18 protein-coding genes are annotated in these 18,324 nt (G+C 70.0%); 13 read left to right on the forward strand and 5 right to left on the reverse strand.

Annotated elements, in window-relative coordinates; translation table 11 throughout:
• Positions 1-9: 9 nt before the first annotated feature.
• The 8 genes from rplI to VSH64_RS36635 all read left to right on the forward strand — a co-directional run bounded on the left by rplI (position 10) and on the right by VSH64_RS36635 (position 7,251).
• Positions 10-471 (forward strand): 50S ribosomal protein L9, encoded by a 462-nt coding sequence (rplI, locus tag VSH64_RS36600; protein ID WP_326567318.1) that lies wholly within the window; start codon positions 10-12, stop codon positions 469-471.
• A gap of 121 nt (positions 472-592) precedes the next feature.
• On the forward strand, positions 593-1,204 hold the full coding sequence (locus VSH64_RS36605; protein WP_326567319.1) for a DUF3558 domain-containing protein: 612 nt from the start codon (positions 593-595) through the stop codon (positions 1,202-1,204).
• A gap of 156 nt (positions 1,205-1,360) precedes the next feature.
• The gene (locus VSH64_RS36610) at positions 1,361-1,720 is read left to right on the forward strand and encodes a hypothetical protein (protein ID WP_326567320.1); all 360 of its coding nucleotides are present in this window, start codon (positions 1,361-1,363) and stop codon (positions 1,718-1,720) included.
• Positions 1,721-1,727: 7 nt separating this feature from the next.
• Complete coding sequence (locus VSH64_RS36615) at positions 1,728-2,327, forward strand: DUF3558 domain-containing protein (RefSeq protein WP_326567321.1); 600 nt, start codon at positions 1,728-1,730, stop codon at positions 2,325-2,327.
• Positions 2,328-2,363: 36 nt separating this feature from the next.
• Entirely contained in the window at positions 2,364-3,752 is a 1,389-nt protein-coding gene (locus VSH64_RS36620) for a hypothetical protein (protein WP_326567322.1), read from the forward strand.
• 11 nt (positions 3,753-3,763) lie between these two features.
• Positions 3,764-4,567: an ESX secretion-associated protein EspG gene (locus VSH64_RS36625; RefSeq protein ID WP_326567323.1), complete on the forward strand. Its 804-nt coding sequence runs from the start codon at positions 3,764-3,766 to the stop codon at positions 4,565-4,567.
• Positions 4,568-5,275: 708 nt separating this feature from the next.
• Positions 5,276-6,685 carry a replicative DNA helicase gene (gene dnaB, locus VSH64_RS36630; RefSeq protein ID WP_326567324.1) on the forward strand — a complete coding sequence of 470 codons (1,410 nt, stop codon included), beginning with the start codon at positions 5,276-5,278 and terminating at the stop codon, positions 6,683-6,685.
• A gap of 422 nt (positions 6,686-7,107) precedes the next feature.
• Positions 7,108-7,251, forward strand: coding sequence for a hypothetical protein (locus tag VSH64_RS36635; protein WP_326567326.1), 144 nt, complete (start codon positions 7,108-7,110; stop codon positions 7,249-7,251).
• Position 7,252: 1 nt separating this feature from the next.
• Here the strand turns inward: VSH64_RS36635 and VSH64_RS36640 are convergent, their stop codons facing one another.
• Positions 7,253-7,648, reverse strand: a complete 396-nt coding sequence (locus tag VSH64_RS36640) for a hypothetical protein (protein ID WP_326567327.1) — start codon at positions 7,646-7,648, stop codon at positions 7,253-7,255.
• The gene (locus VSH64_RS36645; protein WP_326567328.1) at positions 7,645-8,100 is read right to left on the reverse strand and encodes a MarR family winged helix-turn-helix transcriptional regulator; all 456 of its coding nucleotides are present in this window, start codon (positions 8,098-8,100) and stop codon (positions 7,645-7,647) included. Before VSH64_RS36645 ends, VSH64_RS36640 begins: the two co-directional genes overlap by 4 nt.
• A gap of 65 nt (positions 8,101-8,165) precedes the next feature.
• Between VSH64_RS36645 and VSH64_RS36650 the strand changes: the two genes are divergently transcribed.
• Both VSH64_RS36650 and VSH64_RS36655 read left to right on the forward strand, forming a co-directional pair.
• Entirely contained in the window at positions 8,166-8,552 is a 387-nt protein-coding gene (locus VSH64_RS36650; RefSeq protein ID WP_326567329.1) for a MarR family winged helix-turn-helix transcriptional regulator, read from the forward strand.
• Positions 8,553-8,621: 69 nt separating this feature from the next.
• On the forward strand, positions 8,622-9,389 hold the full coding sequence (locus VSH64_RS36655) for a dioxygenase family protein (RefSeq protein ID WP_326567330.1): 768 nt from the start codon (positions 8,622-8,624) through the stop codon (positions 9,387-9,389).
• Between the two features lie 69 nt (positions 9,390-9,458).
• Here the strand turns inward: VSH64_RS36655 and VSH64_RS36660 are convergent, their stop codons facing one another.
• Together VSH64_RS36660 and VSH64_RS36665 are read right to left on the reverse strand one after the other, a co-directional pair.
• Complete coding sequence (locus VSH64_RS36660) at positions 9,459-12,605, reverse strand: chaplin family protein (protein ID WP_326567331.1); 3,147 nt, start codon at positions 12,603-12,605, stop codon at positions 9,459-9,461.
• 222 nt (positions 12,606-12,827) lie between these two features.
• Positions 12,828-13,889 (reverse strand): hypothetical protein, encoded by a 1,062-nt coding sequence (locus VSH64_RS36665; RefSeq protein ID WP_326567332.1) that lies wholly within the window; start codon positions 13,887-13,889, stop codon positions 12,828-12,830.
• A gap of 333 nt (positions 13,890-14,222) precedes the next feature.
• On the opposite strand from VSH64_RS36665, the gene VSH64_RS36670 reads away from it, so the two are divergent.
• The 3 genes from VSH64_RS36670 to VSH64_RS36680 are packed head-to-tail and all read left to right on the forward strand — an operon-like array spanning position 14,223 to position 17,226.
• On the forward strand, positions 14,223-15,434 hold the full coding sequence (locus VSH64_RS36670; protein WP_326567333.1) for an AI-2E family transporter: 1,212 nt from the start codon (positions 14,223-14,225) through the stop codon (positions 15,432-15,434).
• Positions 15,431-16,585 (forward strand): MacS family sensor histidine kinase, encoded by a 1,155-nt coding sequence (macS, locus tag VSH64_RS36675; RefSeq protein WP_326567334.1) that lies wholly within the window; start codon positions 15,431-15,433, stop codon positions 16,583-16,585. The genes VSH64_RS36670 and macS overlap by 4 nt, the downstream gene beginning before the upstream one ends.
• Positions 16,582-17,226: a response regulator transcription factor gene (locus VSH64_RS36680; RefSeq protein ID WP_326567335.1), complete on the forward strand. Its 645-nt coding sequence runs from the start codon at positions 16,582-16,584 to the stop codon at positions 17,224-17,226. The genes macS and VSH64_RS36680 overlap by 4 nt, the downstream gene beginning before the upstream one ends.
• Positions 17,227-17,229: 3 nt before the next feature.
• On the opposite strand, the gene VSH64_RS36685 is transcribed toward VSH64_RS36680, so the two are convergent.
• Complete coding sequence (locus VSH64_RS36685) at positions 17,230-18,120, reverse strand: hypothetical protein (protein WP_326567336.1); 891 nt, start codon at positions 18,118-18,120, stop codon at positions 17,230-17,232.
• Positions 18,121-18,324: the final 204 nt, after the last annotated feature.

The following is an 18,324-nucleotide window of genomic DNA, read 5'->3' on the forward strand; positions in this document are numbered from 1 at the left end:
AGGCTCGTCATGGCGAAGATCATTCTCACCACGGACGTGGCGAACCTCGGTGGCCCCGGCGACATCGTCGAGGTCAAGGACGGTTACGCCCGCAACTACCTGCTGCCCCGCGGCTACGCGATCGTGGCCAGCAAGGGTGCCGAGAAGAACGTGCGCACCATCCAGCGCGCACAGGAGTCCCGGCGCATCCGCGACCTCGACCACGCCAAGGAAATCAAGGCGACCCTCGAGGGCCTCGGCGCCATCCAGCTGATCGGCAAGGCCGCGGAGGGCTCGAAGAAGCTCTTCGGCTCCATCACGGCCTCCGAGATCGTCGACGCGATCAAGGCCGCCGGCGGCCCGCTCCTCGACAAGCGCGTCCTGGACCTGCGCGACCACATCAAAACGGTCGGCAAGCACTCCGTCCCGGCCCGCCTCCACCCCGACGTGAAGGTCGACGTCCGCCTCGAAGTAAAGGCGACGGCGGTCTGACCGTTCGGTTCTGATTTCACCGAAAGCGCCCCTCGGGTTTCGACCCGAGGGGCGCTTTTCGTCGTATTGGTGTTGCTCCTCGAGATCATTCGACCGCATTGAGTTAGCCTCCGAGTCGATCTTGCACACGGCTCGGGAGACTGAACATGCCGAAGATGGCCTCAGGCGTATCGCCGCCGGTTTCGCCACGCTTGGGCTGCTGGCCGCTTGCTCCGGCGGAACCACCGAGCCAGCCACTCCCGCGAACTCGAGTGCTCCCTCGGCTGTCGATCCGAGCCTCAAAGTCCCGGCACCACTTGCGACCGACCAGCTGCTGGACAGCCCTTGTGACGTCCTGACCGCGGCTGAAACCGCTCAGGTCGGTCTCGCGTACCCGGGCCGGAAGTCGACCGACGTGTTGACCAGCTGCCAGTGGACCTCGTCGGGGAGCAGGGAGAACTTCGTCGGCATCAGCGCACTGCCGCAGAACAAGGGCGGCATCAGCGACATCTACGACCAGAAGTCCAGCCAGGCCTACTTCCAGCCGGTGACCATCGACGGCTACCCCGGCGTCTTCGCCAGCAAGGCCGACGGCCGCCCGTCGGGCAACTGCGTGCTCTGGGTCGGAGCGACCGACCAGCTCGCGTTTTCGGTCAACCCCCAGATCGGTACCGGGCACAACAAGGCCAACCCGTGCGGACTCGCGCAGCAGATCGCGACCGTGGTGATCACCCATTTGAAAGCCCAGGACTAAGTCCCCCGAACGGCTGATCAAGCCCGGGACAAGATCAGCTCCGACCTGCGCATGAGGTCTCTCGAACGTGAGCGGGAACCAACGGCCGTGCGTTACCATCCAACCTGCTGATCTCGCCGTTTGGGGAGCGAGAAGTAGCCAAAGGGGGTCACGCCGATGTCCGATGTTCCACCCACTCCGCCGATCAAGGTCGGCAGTTACGGAACCGGCGGCGGTTACCAGTTCAATGACGACGAGGTCGACGGCGTCATCAACCAGTGGCAGGCCCTTGCCGACAACCTCAAGACCGACCTTGGGCGCGCCACGACGATCGCCCAGGTCAAGGCACCCGCTGACGAGTTCGCCAGTGGCGACTTCGTCAAAGGTGGCGCCAACCCGTCGGGACAGACGTTGCTGGACCAGCACCAACGCATGGTCGACTACGTCAACAATTTCATCACGGCGCTGAAGGCGGCGAAGAACAAGATCACCGTCGCGGAGCAGCACGCGCGCGACAACATCAAGACTGGAGCCTGAGTCCCGCATGATCTCCCGCACCGTTCGCATCGCCGCCGGAACCGTCGCTGCGCTGGCCGCTCTCACGGCGTGCAGCGGCGGGAGCGGAGGCGGTACCAGCCCTTCCTCAGCGGCGCCGGCGAGCAGCCCGGCAGCGGGGTCGGGACCGAGGGTGCCTGCGGCGCTGCCCACCGACGCGCTGCTGAGCGACCCATGCAGTGTCCTGACGGCGGACGGGGCGACGCAGGTCGGGCTCGCGTTGCCGGGCAAGAAGGACACCGGCAGCAGCCAGCTCACCGGGTGCATGTGGAAGTCGACCCGCAGCGATCAGAACTCCGTGTCGATCTACCCGTTGCCTCAGAACAAGGGCGGCATCAGCGACATCTACAGCCAGAAGGACCAGGACGTCTACTTCCAGCCGGTGTCGATCGACGGCTACCCCGGCGTGTTCGCCGACGTCCACGACGGCCGCCCGTCGGGCAGCTGCACGCTCTGGGTCGGGGTCACCGACCAGCTCGCGGTGTCCGTGATCTCGGCGATCGGCGTGGGCGACAACAAGAACAATCCGTGCGCGATTTCGCAGAAGTTCGGGACCGCCATGATCGGACAGCTCAAGGGCGCGGCGTGACCAAGCACCTGAACACCTCAGAAGGAGTGGCTCATCATGGGGAATGATGCCAACACCATGGGCAAGGAGCTCAAGGGAATGGCGATCGGCGCCGGGTACGGCGCCGCGATCGGATCCGTCGTTCCCGGTGTCGGAACCGCGGTGGGCGCCGGTGTCGGCGCGATCGCCGGTGGTCTGGTGGGCCTGTTCAGCGGTGGTCCCGAGGCGCAGCAGCAGTCGGCGGACCTGGGCGGCCGTTCGATCGACGCGTACTCGATCTACCAGAAGATCCACGCCGGTGACCCATCCTCGCTCGAGAACGGCTCGAAGGCCGCCGGCGAGCTCAAGAAGGTGCACACCGATCGCGTGGGCGAGATCGACGCCCTGAACACGAAGATGGACGCCGCCTGGCAAGGCGGCGGCGCGACGGCCGCCCAGGCCGGCGCCCACCCGCTCGGCATCTGGCTGGACGCCTCGGCCGGCAACCTCGGCAAGAGCGACATGTACCTGGGCAACCAGGTCGACTGCTTCCACACCGTCAAGTCGAAGGTGCAGGACCTCCCGAAGGATCCGCCGTCGGCCGGGTTCCTCGACGGGATCAACCCGCTGAGCGACAAAGACGACGAGATCAACCAGTACAACGACAATTCGAAGGCGAACGTCCAGGCCTACACGGCCTACTTCAACGCGTCGAACAGCAACGCCCAGCAGCTGCCGCAGTACAGCGCCTGGCAGGGCAACACCTTGTCCGACGGCGGGGGCGGCAACAACTTCGGCGGTGGCCCGGGCGGCGGCGGCAACTTCGGCGGTGGCGGCGGTCCCGGTGGCGGGGGCGGCAGCTTCAACCCGGCCAACATGCCCAAGTTCGACGCCAAGCCGACCGACTTCTCCACGGGCCACACCGGCGGCAACGACACGAACGACCCCAACGGGAACATCGGCACCGGCATCCCGACCGGCACCTACACCCCTCCCGGCTCCGACAGCACGAGCGCGCAGGGCTTCACGCCCTCGTCGTTCGACTCCAGCGGGTTCGGGCCCGGCGGGTCCGGCGGCTTCGGCCCGGGCGGTGGCGTCGGCAGCTTTGGCGCCGGTGGTGCCGGCGGCGGCTTCGGTGGTGGCGGCGCCGGTTCAGGTGCGGTCGCCGGCTTCGGGCCGGGTGCGTTCGGCGCCGGCGCGGGCTTCGGGCCGGGTGGCGCGGGTTCGGGTGCGGCCGCGGAAGGACTCGCCGGCGGTGCGGGTGCGCGCGGTGGTGCGATGGGTGCCGGCATGGGCACGGCGGGCAAGGCCGGTGCGTCCGGGATGGGCGGCATGGGTGCGGGCGGCGCCAAGGGCGGCAAGGGCACCGAAGACGAGGAACACCAGACCAAGTACCTCGTCGAGGAAGACGCCAATGAGCTCTTCGGCACCGACGAGCTGACCGCGCCACCCGTGATCGGTGAATGAGGCCCAACAACGTGATCACCCTTGACCGACCGACCAAGTTCACCCTCCCGACGCTGTTCAACCTGATCAAGCGCCGGGGCGGTGAGCCGCACCAGGTCATCGCGGACATGGCGGTCTTCCAGGACCCGGATGCCGAGCGGACGATCGACCAGGACGTGAACAAGGTCCTGACCGAGATCGGCCTGATGGGTCCGCGCGGCATGGACCGCGACCTGCTGGCGCTCATCGAATCGATCTGCCACCCGCAGATCGAGTACTACGGCTGGTTCGACGGGCAGTTCGAAGACGGCAGCCCCTCGAACTACGCCGTACTGGTCGGCAGTGGCAACGGCGGCGGGTTCGCGCTGCTCCGGGTCATCGGCGAGCAGACGGTCACGGTCACGCGGCAGCGGCCGGACCTGCTGCTGCCGACGTTCCTCGACCTGCTCCCCTTCGCTCAGGGCGCGTCCGGGCAGCCGCTCGTCACCAGCAAGTCCGAGTTCCAGAGTGGCCACGCTGCCGGCTCCGAGGACGTGTCGCAGCGGTCGATCATGCAGACCGGGCCCGGGCGGAACGAGGCGCTCGCGCCGCTCAAGGAGATTCAGCGGATCCTGAAGGCGCCGCGGACCGGGGCGGGGTCGTTGTACGTGGCGACGCGGACCGGTGGGGGACGGCGCCGGCGGATTCCGAAGCCGATCAACTTCGTGGACACCGCCGAGGGGCGGTGGCTGATGGAGGAGCGGCCCGGGCGGGACGACTCGCTCATCGTGTTCACGCCGGGCACGCCGAAGGCGATCGGTGACCGGATGAGGACCGCGCAGAGCGCGTTGGGCTGACCCGAGGCACTACTCCGGGTGGGGTTTCGACTGCGGCACGTTCAGGTGACCGCCAGGTGAACCCCACCCGGTTTTTGTGTTGCGGCCGGTCTACCTGCGCGTTCTCACTCAGCGGTTACGCAGAGCACCGAAATCGCCGACGCGGCCGGCGTCCGCGCTCGTTCAGCCCACCGTGTCAGGCCTCTACGCTCCGTAGCATTCATCCACAGGCAGGTGTGTACCCCCAGCCCCCGCGCCGGGGCGACACGCCGAACGACGCGGTGTGCGCGACACGCCGGACGAGTTTCGACAAAGTTCTCCACAGTCTCTACACAGGCCTTGACCTGCGGATTCGTCAAAGCTGATCAGGACTGTCCCCAACTTGTCCACAGCGTGGCGGCTACCTGTGATTGGTTGCCGCCAGTCGTCCACAAGTTATCCACAGGACGGTCAACACCCGGAATTGCGCTCCTCCGACCGGGGGATCTAGCGTGCCTCCTCGGCCAGCACTCACGGTGGCGCCCGGCGTGGCAGATCACCAGTGAGGGGGACGCCGGTCCATCATCAAGGAGGACCCGGCGGCGGGGCTGGGAAAGTCGGAGAGGATCCGGCATAATCGAACAGGTGTTCGCACGAAGAAGACTCGGACGGCACCGTTCGACACAGGACGTGACGAGTGGCAGGGGATGACCGCGGCTTCGGCCGCCGGTCGAGGAGGTGTCCGGGGCGGTGGCGCTCACCGACGACCGCGGTCCGATGTACGACTCGGACTCCGACCCGGGGCCGAGTGACCCAGGGGGTCCTGGCGGGTTCGACCGGCAGCCGCCGCAGGACATGGCGGCCGAGCAGTCGGTGCTGGGCGGCATGCTGCTGTCGAAAGACGCGATCGCCGACGTGATCGAGGCACTCGGGCCCGGCGACTTCTACCGGCCCGCGCACCAGGCCGTGTACGACTGCATCCTCGACCTCTACGGCCGCGGCGAACCCGCCGACCCGATCACCGTGTCGGCGGAGCTCGAGCGCCGCGGCGAGCTCGGGCGCGTCGGCGGCGCGCCGTACCTGCACACGCTCATCGCGACCGTGCCCACCGCGGCCAACGCCGGCTACTACGCCGAGATCGTCGCGGAGAAGGCGGTGCTGCGCCGGCTCGTGGAAGCGGGCACGCGCATCGTGCAGTACGGCTACGGTGCGGCGGCGGCCGACGGCGCGAACATCGACGAGGTCGTCGACCGCGCGCAGGCCGCCATCTACGACGTGACCGAGCGGCGCACCAGCGAGGACTACGTCGCCCTCGAAGACCTGCTGCAGCCGACCATGGACGAGATCGACGCGATCGCCTCGCGCGGTGGCCAGTCGCAGGGCATCCCGACCGGGTTCGCCGACTTCGACGAACTCACCAACGGCCTGCACCCCGGCCAGATGATCATCGTCGCGGCCCGCCCCGGTGTCGGTAAGTCGACGCTGGGCCTGGACTTCGTGCGGTCGGCGTCGATCCGCCACGGCCTGACCAGCGTCATCTTCTCGCTGGAAATGAGCCGCACCGAGATCGTGATGCGCATGCTCTCGGCCGAGGCCAAGATCCGCCTCGCCGACATGCGCGGTGGCAAGATGTCCGACGACGACTGGACGCGCCTGGCCCGCCGCATGAGCGAGGTCTCGGAAGCACCGCTGTTCGTCGACGACTCGCCCAACATGACGATGATGGAAATCCGCGCGAAGGCTCGGCGGCTCAAGCAGCGCCACGACCTCAAGCTCGTGGTCGTCGACTACCTCCAGCTGATGACCTCGGGCAAGCGCGTCGAATCGCGGCAGCAGGAAGTCTCGGAATTCTCGCGGCAGCTCAAGCTGCTCGCGAAGGAGATCGAAGTGCCCGTGATCGCGATCTCGCAGCTCAACCGTGGTCCGGAACAGCGCACGGACAAGAAGCCGATGCTGTCCGACCTCCGTGAGTCCGGCTCCCTGGAGCAGGACGCCGACATCGTCATCCTCATCAACCGCCCCGACGCGTGGGAACGCGACGACCCCCGCGCCGGCGAAGCCGACCTCATCCTGGCGAAGCACCGCGCCGGCCCGACCAGCACGATCGTGGTCGCGCACCAGCTGCACTACAGCCGCTTCGCCGACCTGGCGCACGACTGACGCGGCTCCGCTGAATGCGGTGAGGCGGGGCACTCGGTTCCCGATTCTGCCTCGAGTGGCTGCGTGACAGCGGTGGCGGTGGCGCCTGAGAAGGTTTCGCCGCAGTGGAAGCACAGGTCGACCGGTTCCACCGGTCGCAACGAACACCCTGCGCACCAACGCCTCGACGTCGCCTGGGCACCAGTGGATCAAGCTCGCCAAGGCTGACCCCGCTGACCGGCGCGATACCCCATGACACGAGCTGCAGCCGGCGGAGACGGCGTTCGCCGCGATGGCCGACATCGACCTCGACATCGTCGTGCCGGCGGTCGCCGCGGTGCACGCGTACGTGGTCGGCGCGGTGCGCCGCGAGATCACCGAACGCCAGGCCGAGCGGACTTCCGGGCTGGACAAGGAGCAGTGGCAGCCGAGCTACGGCCCTTATGAGGAGCGGACTTTCGCCACCGGCCGCCTTTCCCGCCCTGGCCACGGTCGTGCGCGATGGCCCGCACCCGGACGCCGACCGGATGATCCGCACCGGCCTCGACTTCCTCGTCGGCATCGAAGCCCGCATCTCCGCGCGCTGACTCAGCTCGGTCGCCAGGCGGCCATCTTCGTGTACTCCGCCCGCAGCGCCGGTGGCAGCGTCGCCGCCGCGGCACGGTCGTGCTCCGGCAGGTAGGTGAACATCTCCACGAAACCGACGGCGATCGCGTTCTCGAGCTTGGCGTCCTTCTTGAACTCGGCGTCGAGCACCGCGGCGACGGCGCCCGCCTGCGTGAACTGGTCCGGATCGGCGTCGCGATCGCGCCAAGCCTGCAGGTACCAGACGCCGAGGGCGTCGAGGTACAGGATCGGCAGCAGTTCGTGGTTGGCGGCGAGGTGCGAGGCGAGCAGCTCCGCCGCGTGGGGCGCCGCTTCGGCCGCGGCGCGTGCGACCCGCTGCTCCGAAGCCGAAGCGAACGACTTTTCCCCGCCGCTCACCGCGCCAGCCCTTCGTAGTTCGCGATGAAGCTCGTGAGCAACCGCGCGAACGCGGCCCGGTCCTCGTCGGGCCACGGCGCCATCGCCTCCGCGAACACGGTGCGGCGGAACGAGTGCAGCGCGTCCAGCCGGGCCCGGCCCACCGAGGTCAACGCCAGCACCGTGCGGCGGCCGTCCGCCTGATCGGCCTCCCGCTGCAGGTCGTCCTGCTCGACGGCCCGCGCGACCAGCCGGCTGGCTCGGGGCTGGTCCACCCCCAGCGCGGCGGCCAGCGACGTGACCGTGGCGGGCTCGTCGCGCTCGGCGAAATCCTCGACCACGTCGAGCAGCTCGATCACCGGATCGAGCGCCCGTTGCCCCCGATCCCGCGCCATCCGCGTGAGCGCGCGCCGCTGCTGGCTGCGGCGGATGGCGATCATGGCCCGCTCGACGTCGGCCACCGGGTCCGCCATGGCTGTCCTCTCACACAAAAGCATGTATCTTTACATGTACTTGCCACTCGACATAGGGAGTATCCATGAAACCGCTCGGCTACTGGCTGCGCCACAACCACGACCTGCTCGAAAAGGCGTTCGACGAGCCCCTCGCCGCCCTCGGCCTCACGCGGCGGCAGTGGCAGGTGCTCAACTCGCTCGCGATGGGAGCCCGAACCACGGCCGAAGTCGACGAAGCGCTGAAGCCATTCGTCGACCAGGAAGGCAGCATGGCCGGCCACCTCGATGAACTGCGCCGACGCGGCTGGCTCACGGACGACGACCGGCTCACCGGCCAAGGCCGCCAGGCCCACGCCGAGATCGAGGCGAAAGTAAGGCAGTTCCGCGCCCGGGCCACGGCCGGCATCGACGAGCAGGACTACCTGACCACCGTCCGCACCCTGGAACGCATGGCCGAAAACCTCGGCTGAGGAAATATCGCCGGCCCTCGAAACGTCGCGTACTCTAGTAGTTGAAGTTTCAAACACTTGGAGGCACGCATGGCCCGCACCCCGGTTCTCTACCTCAGCCACGGTGCGCCGCCGCTCGCGGACGACGTCACCTGGACGCGGCAGCTCGCGAGCTGGTCCGCGGACCTGCCCAAGCCCAAGGCGATCCTCGTCGTGTCGGCGCACTGGGAAGAGGCGCCGCTGACGCTCGGGGCGACCGAGACCGTGCCCCTCGTGTACGACTTCTGGGGCTTCCCCGACCGCTTCTACCAGGTGAAGTACGCCGCGCCCGGGGCGCCGGAGCTCGCGGCGAAGGTGCGCAAGCTGCTGAAGTCCACGACCCCCGTGCACGACGCGCCGGACCGCGGCCTCGACCACGGCGCGTACGTGCCGCTCGTGGAGATGTACCCCGACGCCGACGTGCCCGTGCTGCAGGTTTCGATGCCTTCGCTCGACCCGCAGGTGCTGTTCGACCTCGGCCGCAAGCTCGCGCCGCTGCGTGACGAAGGCGTGCTGATCATCGGGAGCGGCTTCTTCACTCACAACCTCAGCGCCATGCGCGAGACCGACGGCACCGACGGCACGCCGCCGCGGTGGTCCAGCGAGTTCGACCACTGGGGCGACGAAGTGATCCAGCACGGCGACGTCGACGCACTGCTCGACTTCCAGCACAAGGCACCGGCCGCCGCCGTGGCTCACCCGCGCATCGAGCACTTCGCGCCGCTGTTCGTCACGCTCGGCGCGGGCGAGACGGCCGGCCGCACCGTGATCGACGGGTTCTGGCACGGCCTCGCGAAGCGGTCGCTCGAATTTTCCTGACGCAGCAACAAGAAACGGGCCCGGAAGCTGGCTGCTTCCGGGCCCGTTTCGGGATTACTGCTTAACTGCTCACTTCTTGAAGAAGCCGGTCACCTTCGCGGCCAGCTGCTGGATCATCGCCAGGGGCGAGGAGTCCATGCCCGACAGCGCCGGGACCTGAGCCACCGGCAGCGCCGGCACGGCCGGGACGGCGGGCAGCGCGGGCAGACCAGCGGTCGGCAGCGCCGGGACACCCGACGTCGGCAGCGTGGCGGGCACGCCCGGCAGAGCCGGCAGCGACGTCACGGCGGGGAGCTGCTGCAGCGTCGGCAGGTTCGCCTTCACCGGGAGCTGAGCCGGCAGGGCCGGCAGCGCCGGCGCGTCGGCACGCTCGCCACCGAAGGGCAGACCCGGCAGGTGCACGCCGTTGCCCAGACCCGACATGGTGGGCAGGGAGGTGGCGCCCTTGAGCTGGCCCAGCTCGTTCAGGGCCGAGAGCCCGCTGACCGGCAGGTCGGCGCGCTCGGCACCCGGCAGCATCGCCATGGCGGGCAGGCCCGGGAGCGCACCGGCGTCCGGCAGCGCGGGCAGGCCCGGCAGCGCGGGCAGACCCGGCGTGGCGCCACCCGTCGGGAGCGAGGACAGCGCGGGCAGCGCCGGCAGCTGGCTGGCACCGAGCTCGTTGCCGAGCGGGGTGTCGATCGACGGCTCGGACACGACGGTGTTGTCGGTGCCCTCCGCGGTCGCGGTGCCCAGCAGCTCCAGCGGGACGCCGAAGACCGGGACGTTCACCGGCAGGTGGTGGTAGAAGTTGTAGCCCGAGAGGGCACTTCCGTCACCATCGGTGGTGGGGGTGCCGCCGTTGGTGGCGGTGATGTTGTTGTCACCGGTCGCGTGGGCGACACCGGCCGCGGAAACGGCGTTGGTCACCACGTGCGGGACGGCGCTCACGGGGATGTCGAGGATGTTGCCCGAGACCGAGCCCTCGACACCCGACGTGGTGTCGTCACCGGCAGCCGTCACGTCCTGCGTGTTCATGCTGTCGGCCGAGGACACGCCCGCCGCGGAAACCGAGTCCGCCACGACCGGGACGGCCGCCAGCGGGTCGGCACCGATGACGTTGCCCGCCACCGCGCCCGCGTTGCCGTTGGTCAGCGAGGAGCCGCCCGCGGTCGACGCGACGTCGTTCGAACCGGCCGCGTGGCCCAGCGCCGCACCCGCGACACCGATGCCCGACGGGTTCACCGCACCGGCGACCGGCGCCTTGATGATGTTGCCTGCGAGGCCGCCGTCCTTGCCGTCGGTGAGCGCGTTGCCACCGGCGGTCGAGTCGGTCAGGTTGTCGGCCTGGGCGGTGCCGATGCCGGCCACCGCGCCGCCGATCCCGTGGCCCTGGACGGGCAGCGAGACCGGAGCTTCGATGATGTTGCCCGCGCCGGCACCGCCGGTGCCCTTCGCGTGCGTGTCGGCGCCGGCACCCGAGGTGGTGTCACCGGTCGCGGTGCCGTGGCCCTGGCCCACGAACGCGCCACCGATGCCGAAGACCTGCACCGGGGCCGACACCGGGGCGGTGCCGAGGTTCGAGCTCAGGAAGCCGTTGTCGTCGTCGGTGTTGCCACCGCCGCCGCCCTGGACGACCTTGGTCTCGTGCGCGTCGCCCGAGCCCTGGCCGATGAACGAGCCACCCACGCCGAAGACCTCGGCGGGCACGCCCACCGGGACCTGGACGACGTTGCCCGAGCCCGAAGAGTCGTTGCCCTGGCTGCCGTCGTAGCCACCGGCCGTGACGGTCTTGGTCTCGTTCGACGTGCCCGACGCGTTGCCGATGTGGCTGCCACCGATGCCGTGCACCTCGGGAGCGCCCGCCACCTGGCTGTTGACGACGTTGCCGCCCAGCACGGTGTCGTTGCCGCGGGTGTAGCTGCCGTTGCCGGCGTTGGCGTCGGTGGTGTTGTCGCACGCGGCGTGCGCGTTGCCGATGTAGGTGCCGCCGACACCGCACACCTCGACGGGCAGGGCCACGGCCGGGTCGACCACGTTGCCCGCGCCCGCGGCCTGCTGGCCGGTGGTCTTGACGAAGCCGCCGGAGTCGACGGTGCTCGAGTGCGAGCTACCCACGGAACGCTCGGGCGACATGCCCGTGGTGGCGTTGCCGATCCAGGAGCCCGCCACGCTCGCGACGTTCGCGATCGGGCTGAGCTGCGCCGCCGCGGCGTTGCCGCCGAGGAACGACTGGTCACCGTCGGTCTCGAGGTAGGTCGGGGTGCCGGCCAGGCTGCCCGGCCGCGTGTCGCCGGCCTTCGCGTCGGCCGAGGAGCTGGAGGACGCGTCGGCGTCCGAACCCCACACGCCACCGGCGTTGCCGTTGAACTTCACCGGCAGGGCGATGGGCGCGCCCACCACGTTGCCGGTGCCCGCGCCGCCCTTGCCGTCGGTCAGCGCGGAGCCGCCCGAGGTGGCCGCGGTGTCGGCGGTGTACTGGCTGTAGCCGTTGCCCAGGATCCAGGACGCGGCGTTGCCGGTCACCTGCACCGGGGTGGCGAACTGGCCGGCGACGACGTTGCCGGAGAGGCCGGAGCCCTTGCCGGTGGTGTCGATGTTGCCGGTCTCGGTGGTGCTCTGGCTGGCCGAGCCGCCGTGCACCGCGCCGGACCCGCCCGCGAGGCCGACGCCGTTGCCGGCCAGCTGCACGGGGAGCGCCCAGTCGAGGGCGACGACGTTGCCCGCGAGCCCGGAGTTCTTGCCGGAGGTCGCGATGTCCTGGTTGTGCGAGTAGGTCTGCTCGTGCGACTTGCCGTCGACGTTCGCGTCACCCAGCACACCGACGGCGTTGTCGACGATCTGGATCGGCACGACGAGGTCGCCGGAGACCTTGTTGCCCTTGAGGGCGTCGTGGGTCGGCGTCAGCTGCCGCGGCGCGTCGGCCTTCGGCAGGCTGTCCGTCAGGTTGCTCGCCGCACCGCCGGGGCTCTTCGCCGAAGCGAGAGCGTCCTTCACGGCGGAGGTGACGGGCTTGGTGCTGACCTCACCCTGGTAACCAGGAACGTCCACCTGACCCAGCGGGGTGCCGATGGCGTTGTTGTCGACGTCGACCGGAACGGTGACGTTGAGGTCGAGCGGGGAGGCCGGGGTGTCAGGGTTGACGTTTTCGTCGGCCGAGGCGATGCCGGTGCCCAGCATCAACAACCCACCCGTGACCAACGCGGTCTGGAGTCCGCGCTTTGCCCAGGTCTGCATGGGGTTTTTCTCCTTCATTTCGGGTTCCCTTGCGGGCTTGTGGAGGTGCGCTTTTCGCTGTGATCAATTGAGGGAAAGCGCACCGTGTGAGAGGTGGTGCGAGGGCGAGCGCGAAAGTGCGCATCGCGAGAAAACCCGCGGGGTTCAGTCGGTGACGCGAAGCCGGCACGACGAAGGTGCTCGAGCTTCAGGGCGCGTCAACGACCCCGCGGGTGAGGTGAATCAGTCAGGAGTGACGCCGGGCATGGTGCCCGGGCTGAGCGGCGTGTGCCGCACACCGGCACGGGTCGAACCCGCCACGGCGTTGTCGACGGCAGCGGTGACCCAGGAGGGGACACCGAAGTTGAGGCCGTCGAGGTGACCACCGGGGGCGGTGTTGCCGCCGCCACCGGGGACAGTCGGGATGGAGGGGGGCGCCATCGGAAGCTGCGCCGGGGAGAACGGTGCGGGCAGGTTGCGGTGGTCGTCGCGAGACGGCACACCGGCTTCGTCGCCTGCCGCGAAGTCCTCGTGCGCGGAGCGGTCGAAGATCGCCCGCAGCGCGTCGGAGGTGGAAACCGCTGCGGCGCCGAGGTTCTGCGCCGTGTCACCGGTGGTGCCGGTGGCGGTCGAAACGGGTGCGGCCGGCTCGACCGGCGAACCCGGGAGTTCGGGGAGGTCGACCAGCGACCCCGTGTGCTGCGGGTCGAGCAGCTCCCACACCTTGCGGCCGAAGTCCTGCGCCTCGGGCGACGGGGCCGTGGCCTCGTCGATCACGCGGCGGGTGTCTTCGGGCTTGCGGGCGATGTGCTCGACCGCGCCGAGGGTGCGCTGCGCCGGGTGCAGCACGGCGTCTTCGCCGAGGTCGGCCACGGCGTCGCTGACGCGGCCGGACACCTCGTGGTCGGCCGTGGTGCGCACCTGGTCGCGGTGCGGGCCACCGATGTGGTCGCGCGGGTCGAGCGAGCAGATCGGCCGGTCGTGGCCCGGCTCGGACCACGTGGTGGCGTCCTGCTCGCACGCGGAGGCGTTCTGCACGGCGCCCGCGGCGGTGCCGGCGACGCTGCCGGCGAACTCCGAGACACCGCTCGTGACGTCGCCGAGGTTGGCCACGGTCGCGTCGGTGACCGGCGTGACGCTCGCGTTGACGTCGCCCGCCTGGATCGTGTCGGCCGAGGCGGCGGAGGAGGAGACGGCCCATGCGGCAGCGGTCGCGAAGACCGCGCCACCGAGGACGAACAGCGCACGCGACGCGAGACGGCCGACGCGCTTCGCGTCCCGCCCCTCGTTCGCCGCGTTCGTCACTCGTGCTTCTCCTCAACTCGAACCGCGTGGCTCGAAACGTGGTGAAATTCTTTCGGGCTTTTCGGCTTTCCGGAATCGTCGAAATTGCGTTCCGTATCGCCGGTGCGGAACCGAGAAAACCAGGAGGCGCACCCGTCACGCATCCTTGACACGCCTTGATGCCACCATCGTGTGAACAACACAGAGTGTGGTCCGATCTCACGCGCCGTGATCACCACTGGCGGAGCGGGGTTACTGCGGAGTCGGCTGTCAAGCACCACTTCGGGCGAACCGCGGGACGCCCCGCCGCGGTTGGGCCGTGAAATGTCGGGGTAGACCGATACGGTGAGCACCGTGAGCCAGCCACCACGCGGACGGCGCGACCCCTCCTTCCTCACCGAGAGCACCGACATCACCGGCCTTGTCCCGCGCGGACTGCGAGTGGCCGCGGCCTTGGGCTGGCGGTTCATCATCGTGATCGCCGCGCTCTACGCGGTGGTCTGGTTGATGGGCTACCTCGCCGCCGTGGTCATCCCGGTGTCGATCGCGCTGCTGCTCTCGGCACTGCTCGCCCCCGCCGTCGAAAAGCTCGTGCAGATCCGCTTCCCGCGCGGGCTCGCCACCGCGCTCGTGCTGATCGCCGGGCTGGCCGTGCTGGGCGGGCTGCTCACGTTCGTGATCACGCAGTTCTCCAGCGGCCTGCCGCAGCTGCAGGTGCAGCTGAACAACAGCCTCACGCAGATCAAGAACTGGCTCACCGACGGGCCGATCCACCTGCGCCAGGAACAGATCCAGGACTTCCTCAGCAACGCGATCGGCTTCATCCAGAACAACCAGGCCTCGCTCACGAACACCGCGCTCACCACGGCGGGCACCGTCGGCGAGATCCTCACCGGGTTCGTGCTCACGCTGTTCGTCACGATCTTCTTCCTGGCCGGCGGCAACCAGATCTGGACGTTCCTGGTGCGCGGCGTCCCCGTGCGCGTGCGCAAGCGCGTGGACGTGGCCGGGCGCCGCGGCTTCGCGTCGCTCGTCAGCTACATCCGCGCCACGGCGGCGGTGGCGGTGGTCGACGCCGTCGGCATCGGCATCGGGCTGTGGATCGTCGGGGTGCCACTGGTGATCCCGCTGGCCACGCTGGTGTTCCTCGGCGCGTTCATCCCGATCATCGGTGCGGTGATCGCGGGCGGTGTCGCGGTGCTGATCGCCTTGGTGACCAAGGGCTTCATCGGCGCGATCATCGTGCTGGCCATCGTGATCGGCGTGATGCAGCTGGAAAGCCACGTGCTGCAGCCGCTGCTGCTCGGGCGCGCCGTGCGGCTGCACCCGCTGGCCGTGGTGCTCGCGATCGCCACCGGCCTCGTCGCCGCGGGCATCGCCGGCGCGCTGCTGGCCGTGCCGCTGCTGGCCGTGCTCAACGCCGGCATCCGGTCGCTGCTCCACGAGCACAACCCTGATCCCGAGAGCGTCGACGTGCTCCACGACCAAGCGGCGCAGCCCAATGACGCCGAACCCGGCTCCGAGGACGCCGAAGTGCCGACTCGGGGCGACGACGAGGAGAAGTGACCACGCCGGTCACCCGCGACCCGGCGACGCCGCTGTGGCGTGGGGTCGTGGTGCTGCGGGTGGTCACGTGGGCGTTCGCCCTCGGCGTGGTCATCGCGCACCGCGGTGAGTTCCAGCGGCCGTGGCTGGCCTGGACCGTCGTCGGCGCGATGGGCGTGTGGACGCTGCTGTCGAGCATCGCGTACGCGCGTGAAGGCGGCCGGTGGCGGTGGCTCGTGGTGCTCGACGTGGTGCTCACGACCGGGCTGATGTTGTTGTCGCCCTTCATTCTTTCCGACACCCAGTACGCCGAGGCCGCACCGCTGATCACCACGGTGTGGGCCGCGGTGGGGCCGCTCGCCGCGGCCATCCGCTTCGGCGCGGGCCCCGGTGTCGTGGCGGGTCTCGTGGTCGCGGTGGGCACCGGCGTCGCGCGCGAGAGGCTCGACCTCGACGTGTTCCGCGACGGCGTGCTGCTGTGCGCGAGCAGCCTGCTGGTCGGCATGGCCGCCACCACAGCGCGGCGTTCGGCCGAAGCGCTCGCGCTGGCGTTGCGCACCGAAGCCGCCACGGCCGAACGGGAACGGCTCGCACGCTCGATCCACGACAGCGTGCTGCAGGTGCTCGCCCGCGTGCGCCGGCGTGGCCTGGAGGTGGGCGGCGAGGCGGCCGACCTGGCGCGGCTGGCGGGTGAGCAGGAGATCGCGCTGCGCGCGCTGGTGACCACCGAACCGTCGTGGGCGGCGAGCAACGGCACCGCGGACCTGCGTTCGGCGTTGCAGCTGCTGGCCACGCCCACCGTGCAGGTCGCCACTCCCGCGGGCACGGTGGACCTGCCGGCGCACGTGACTTCGGAGCTGGTGGCGGTCACGCGCGAGGCACTGTCCAATGTGGAGAAACACGCGGGACCCGACGCGCGGGCGTGGGTGCTGCTCGAAGACCTCGGCCACGAGGTCGTGGTGAGCGTCCGCGACGACGGCCCCGGCATTCCCGAGGGCCGGCTGGCGCGAGCGGAGGCGGACGGGCACCTGGGTGTGGTGGAGTCCATCCGGGGCCGAGTACGTGATCTCGGTGGCACCGCGACCCTGGACAGCGCGCCGGGCCGCGGCACGGAGTGGGAAGTGCGCGTGCCGCACACGACGGAGCCGAACAGGACGAGGGGCGGACGATGACGATCTCGGTGATGGTGGTCGACGACCACCCCATGTGGCGCGACGGCGTGGCCCGCGACCTGGGCGAAAACGGCTTCGACGTGCGCGCCACCGCGCCCGACGCGCCGGCCGCCGTGCGCATCGCGCGCACCGTGCGTCCCGACGTGGTGCTGATGGACCTCAACCTCGACGGCACCTCCGGTGTCGACGCGACCCGCGAGATCACCACCGAGCTGCCGGACACGCGCGTACTGGTGCTCTCGGCTTCCGGCGAGCACTCCGACGTGCTCGAGGCGGTGAAGGCCGGCGCCTCCGGGTACCTGGTGAAGTCGGCGTCGGTGACCGAGCTCGTGGACGCCGTGCGCCGCACCGCCGAGGGCGACCCGGTGTTCACGGCCGGTCTCGCGGGGCTGGTGCTGGGGGAGTATCGGCGGATGGCCGACACGCCGTCGTCGGCCTCGCCGCCACGGCTCACCGAGCGCGAGACGGACGTGCTGCGGCTGGTCGCGAAGGGCCTCACGGCGCGGCAGATCGCCGAGCGGCTGGTGCTGTCGCACCGGACCGTCGAGAACCACGTGCAGTCGACGTTGCGCAAGCTGCAGCTGCACAACCGCGTGGAGCTGGCGCGGTACGCGATCGAGCACGGGCTCGACGAGGACTGAGCCTTAGGAAACGCTGACCGCCGCCGTCTGCAGGGCGCCGGTGAGCTTCGCCTTCCCGAGGCGCCACGCCGGCTCGCCGGGGTGCCAGGCCGCGACGACACCGTCGTCGAGCACGAGGTCGCCGTGGTCGGTCCAGTCGAGTGACGAGTGCTTGAGGGTGCCGGTGGAGTACGGCATCGAAGGGGCCTGCTGCCAGGTCAGGTCGCCGAGGTCGAGCAGCCACACGTCGCGGGTCTGGATGTCGGTGCTGTGCCACGCGGGCGAGCCGAAGTCGACGGCCGCGAAGCCGCCTTCCCGGCTCGGCACGATCACCGGACTGCTCTGGACCACGGGCGGCTGGATCTTCTTGCGGCTGCCGTCACGCAGGTCGACCACGGTGAGGTCCGTGAGGCCGCCGAGGATCAGCCGGTCGCCGATCGCGGCGAGGATGCTCGGGGCCTGCTGCACGGTGCGTCCGGTGTCGGGGTCGATGAGCACGTCGACGGTTTCGGCGGTGCCGTTGTTCACCGTGATGAGCAGGCCGTGTGAGGTCTCCTCGCGCAGGTTCGTGGAGCAGCTGGCCACGCTGCCGCCGCCCAGCGTCTTGCCGGCGAGCGACACGTGCTCGAGCCGGCAACTGTCCGGCGCGTCCTGGCGGATGACCCACACGCTGTCGGCGTCGGCGCCCGGCGCGAGGCTCACGGCCTGGCCGAGCGGCACTGCGGTGGTGCCCGCGTAGACGTCGAAGGGCTGACAGGTCCTCTGGCACGGCGGCGACGTGAGGATCACCGGCGTGTGGCCCACGCGCTGCAGGCTCACCAGCCGGTCTCCGCCCGGCACGCCGGACACGGTGCCCTTCACGCCGGTGTCGGCGTCGAACACGGTGGGTGGCGAGGTGGCGAGCAGCAGCTGCACGTCGATCCCGCCGGTGGTGACCGACCCGGTGAGGCCATTCGGCGGCGGCCCGGTGGGCCTGGGCGTTGCCTTGGTGGTCGGGGCCGGTTGTGGCGCGGGGGCCCCACCCGTACACGCGGCCAGCAGCAAGCTCGCCGCAACGAGGGCGACGCCGGCGCGGAATACGGGTCTGTTCAGGGTTTTTCCCCGATCTGGCGAGGGAAA

It is taken from the genome of Amycolatopsis rhabdoformis, assembly GCF_035918295.1.
Classification (GTDB): Bacteria; Actinomycetota; Actinomycetes; order Mycobacteriales; family Pseudonocardiaceae; genus Amycolatopsis; species Amycolatopsis rhabdoformis.

What these genes read in the sequence shown, in the direction of transcription:
- rplI (WP_326567318.1), top strand. Translation starts at nt 10, where the DNA reads ATGGCGAAGATCATTCTCACCACGGACGTGGCGAACCTCGGTGGCCCC.
- VSH64_RS36610 (WP_326567320.1), top strand. Translation starts at nt 1,361, where the DNA reads ATGTCCGATGTTCCACCCACTCCGCCGATCAAGGTCGGCAGTTACGGA.
- VSH64_RS36615 (WP_326567321.1), top strand. Translation starts at nt 1,728, where the DNA reads ATGATCTCCCGCACCGTTCGCATCGCCGCCGGAACCGTCGCTGCGCTG.
- VSH64_RS36620 (WP_326567322.1), top strand. Translation starts at nt 2,364, where the DNA reads ATGGGGAATGATGCCAACACCATGGGCAAGGAGCTCAAGGGAATGGCG.
- VSH64_RS36635 (WP_326567326.1), top strand. Translation starts at nt 7,108, where the DNA reads ATGAGGAGCGGACTTTCGCCACCGGCCGCCTTTCCCGCCCTGGCCACG.
- VSH64_RS36645 (WP_326567328.1), bottom strand. Translation starts at nt 8,100, where the DNA reads ATGGCGGACCCGGTGGCCGACGTCGAGCGGGCCATGATCGCCATCCGC.
- VSH64_RS36650 (WP_326567329.1), top strand. Translation starts at nt 8,166, where the DNA reads ATGAAACCGCTCGGCTACTGGCTGCGCCACAACCACGACCTGCTCGAA.
- VSH64_RS36655 (WP_326567330.1), top strand. Translation starts at nt 8,622, where the DNA reads ATGGCCCGCACCCCGGTTCTCTACCTCAGCCACGGTGCGCCGCCGCTC.
- VSH64_RS36660 (WP_326567331.1), bottom strand. Translation starts at nt 12,605, where the DNA reads ATGCAGACCTGGGCAAAGCGCGGACTCCAGACCGCGTTGGTCACGGGT.
- VSH64_RS36680 (WP_326567335.1), top strand. Translation starts at nt 16,582, where the DNA reads ATGACGATCTCGGTGATGGTGGTCGACGACCACCCCATGTGGCGCGAC.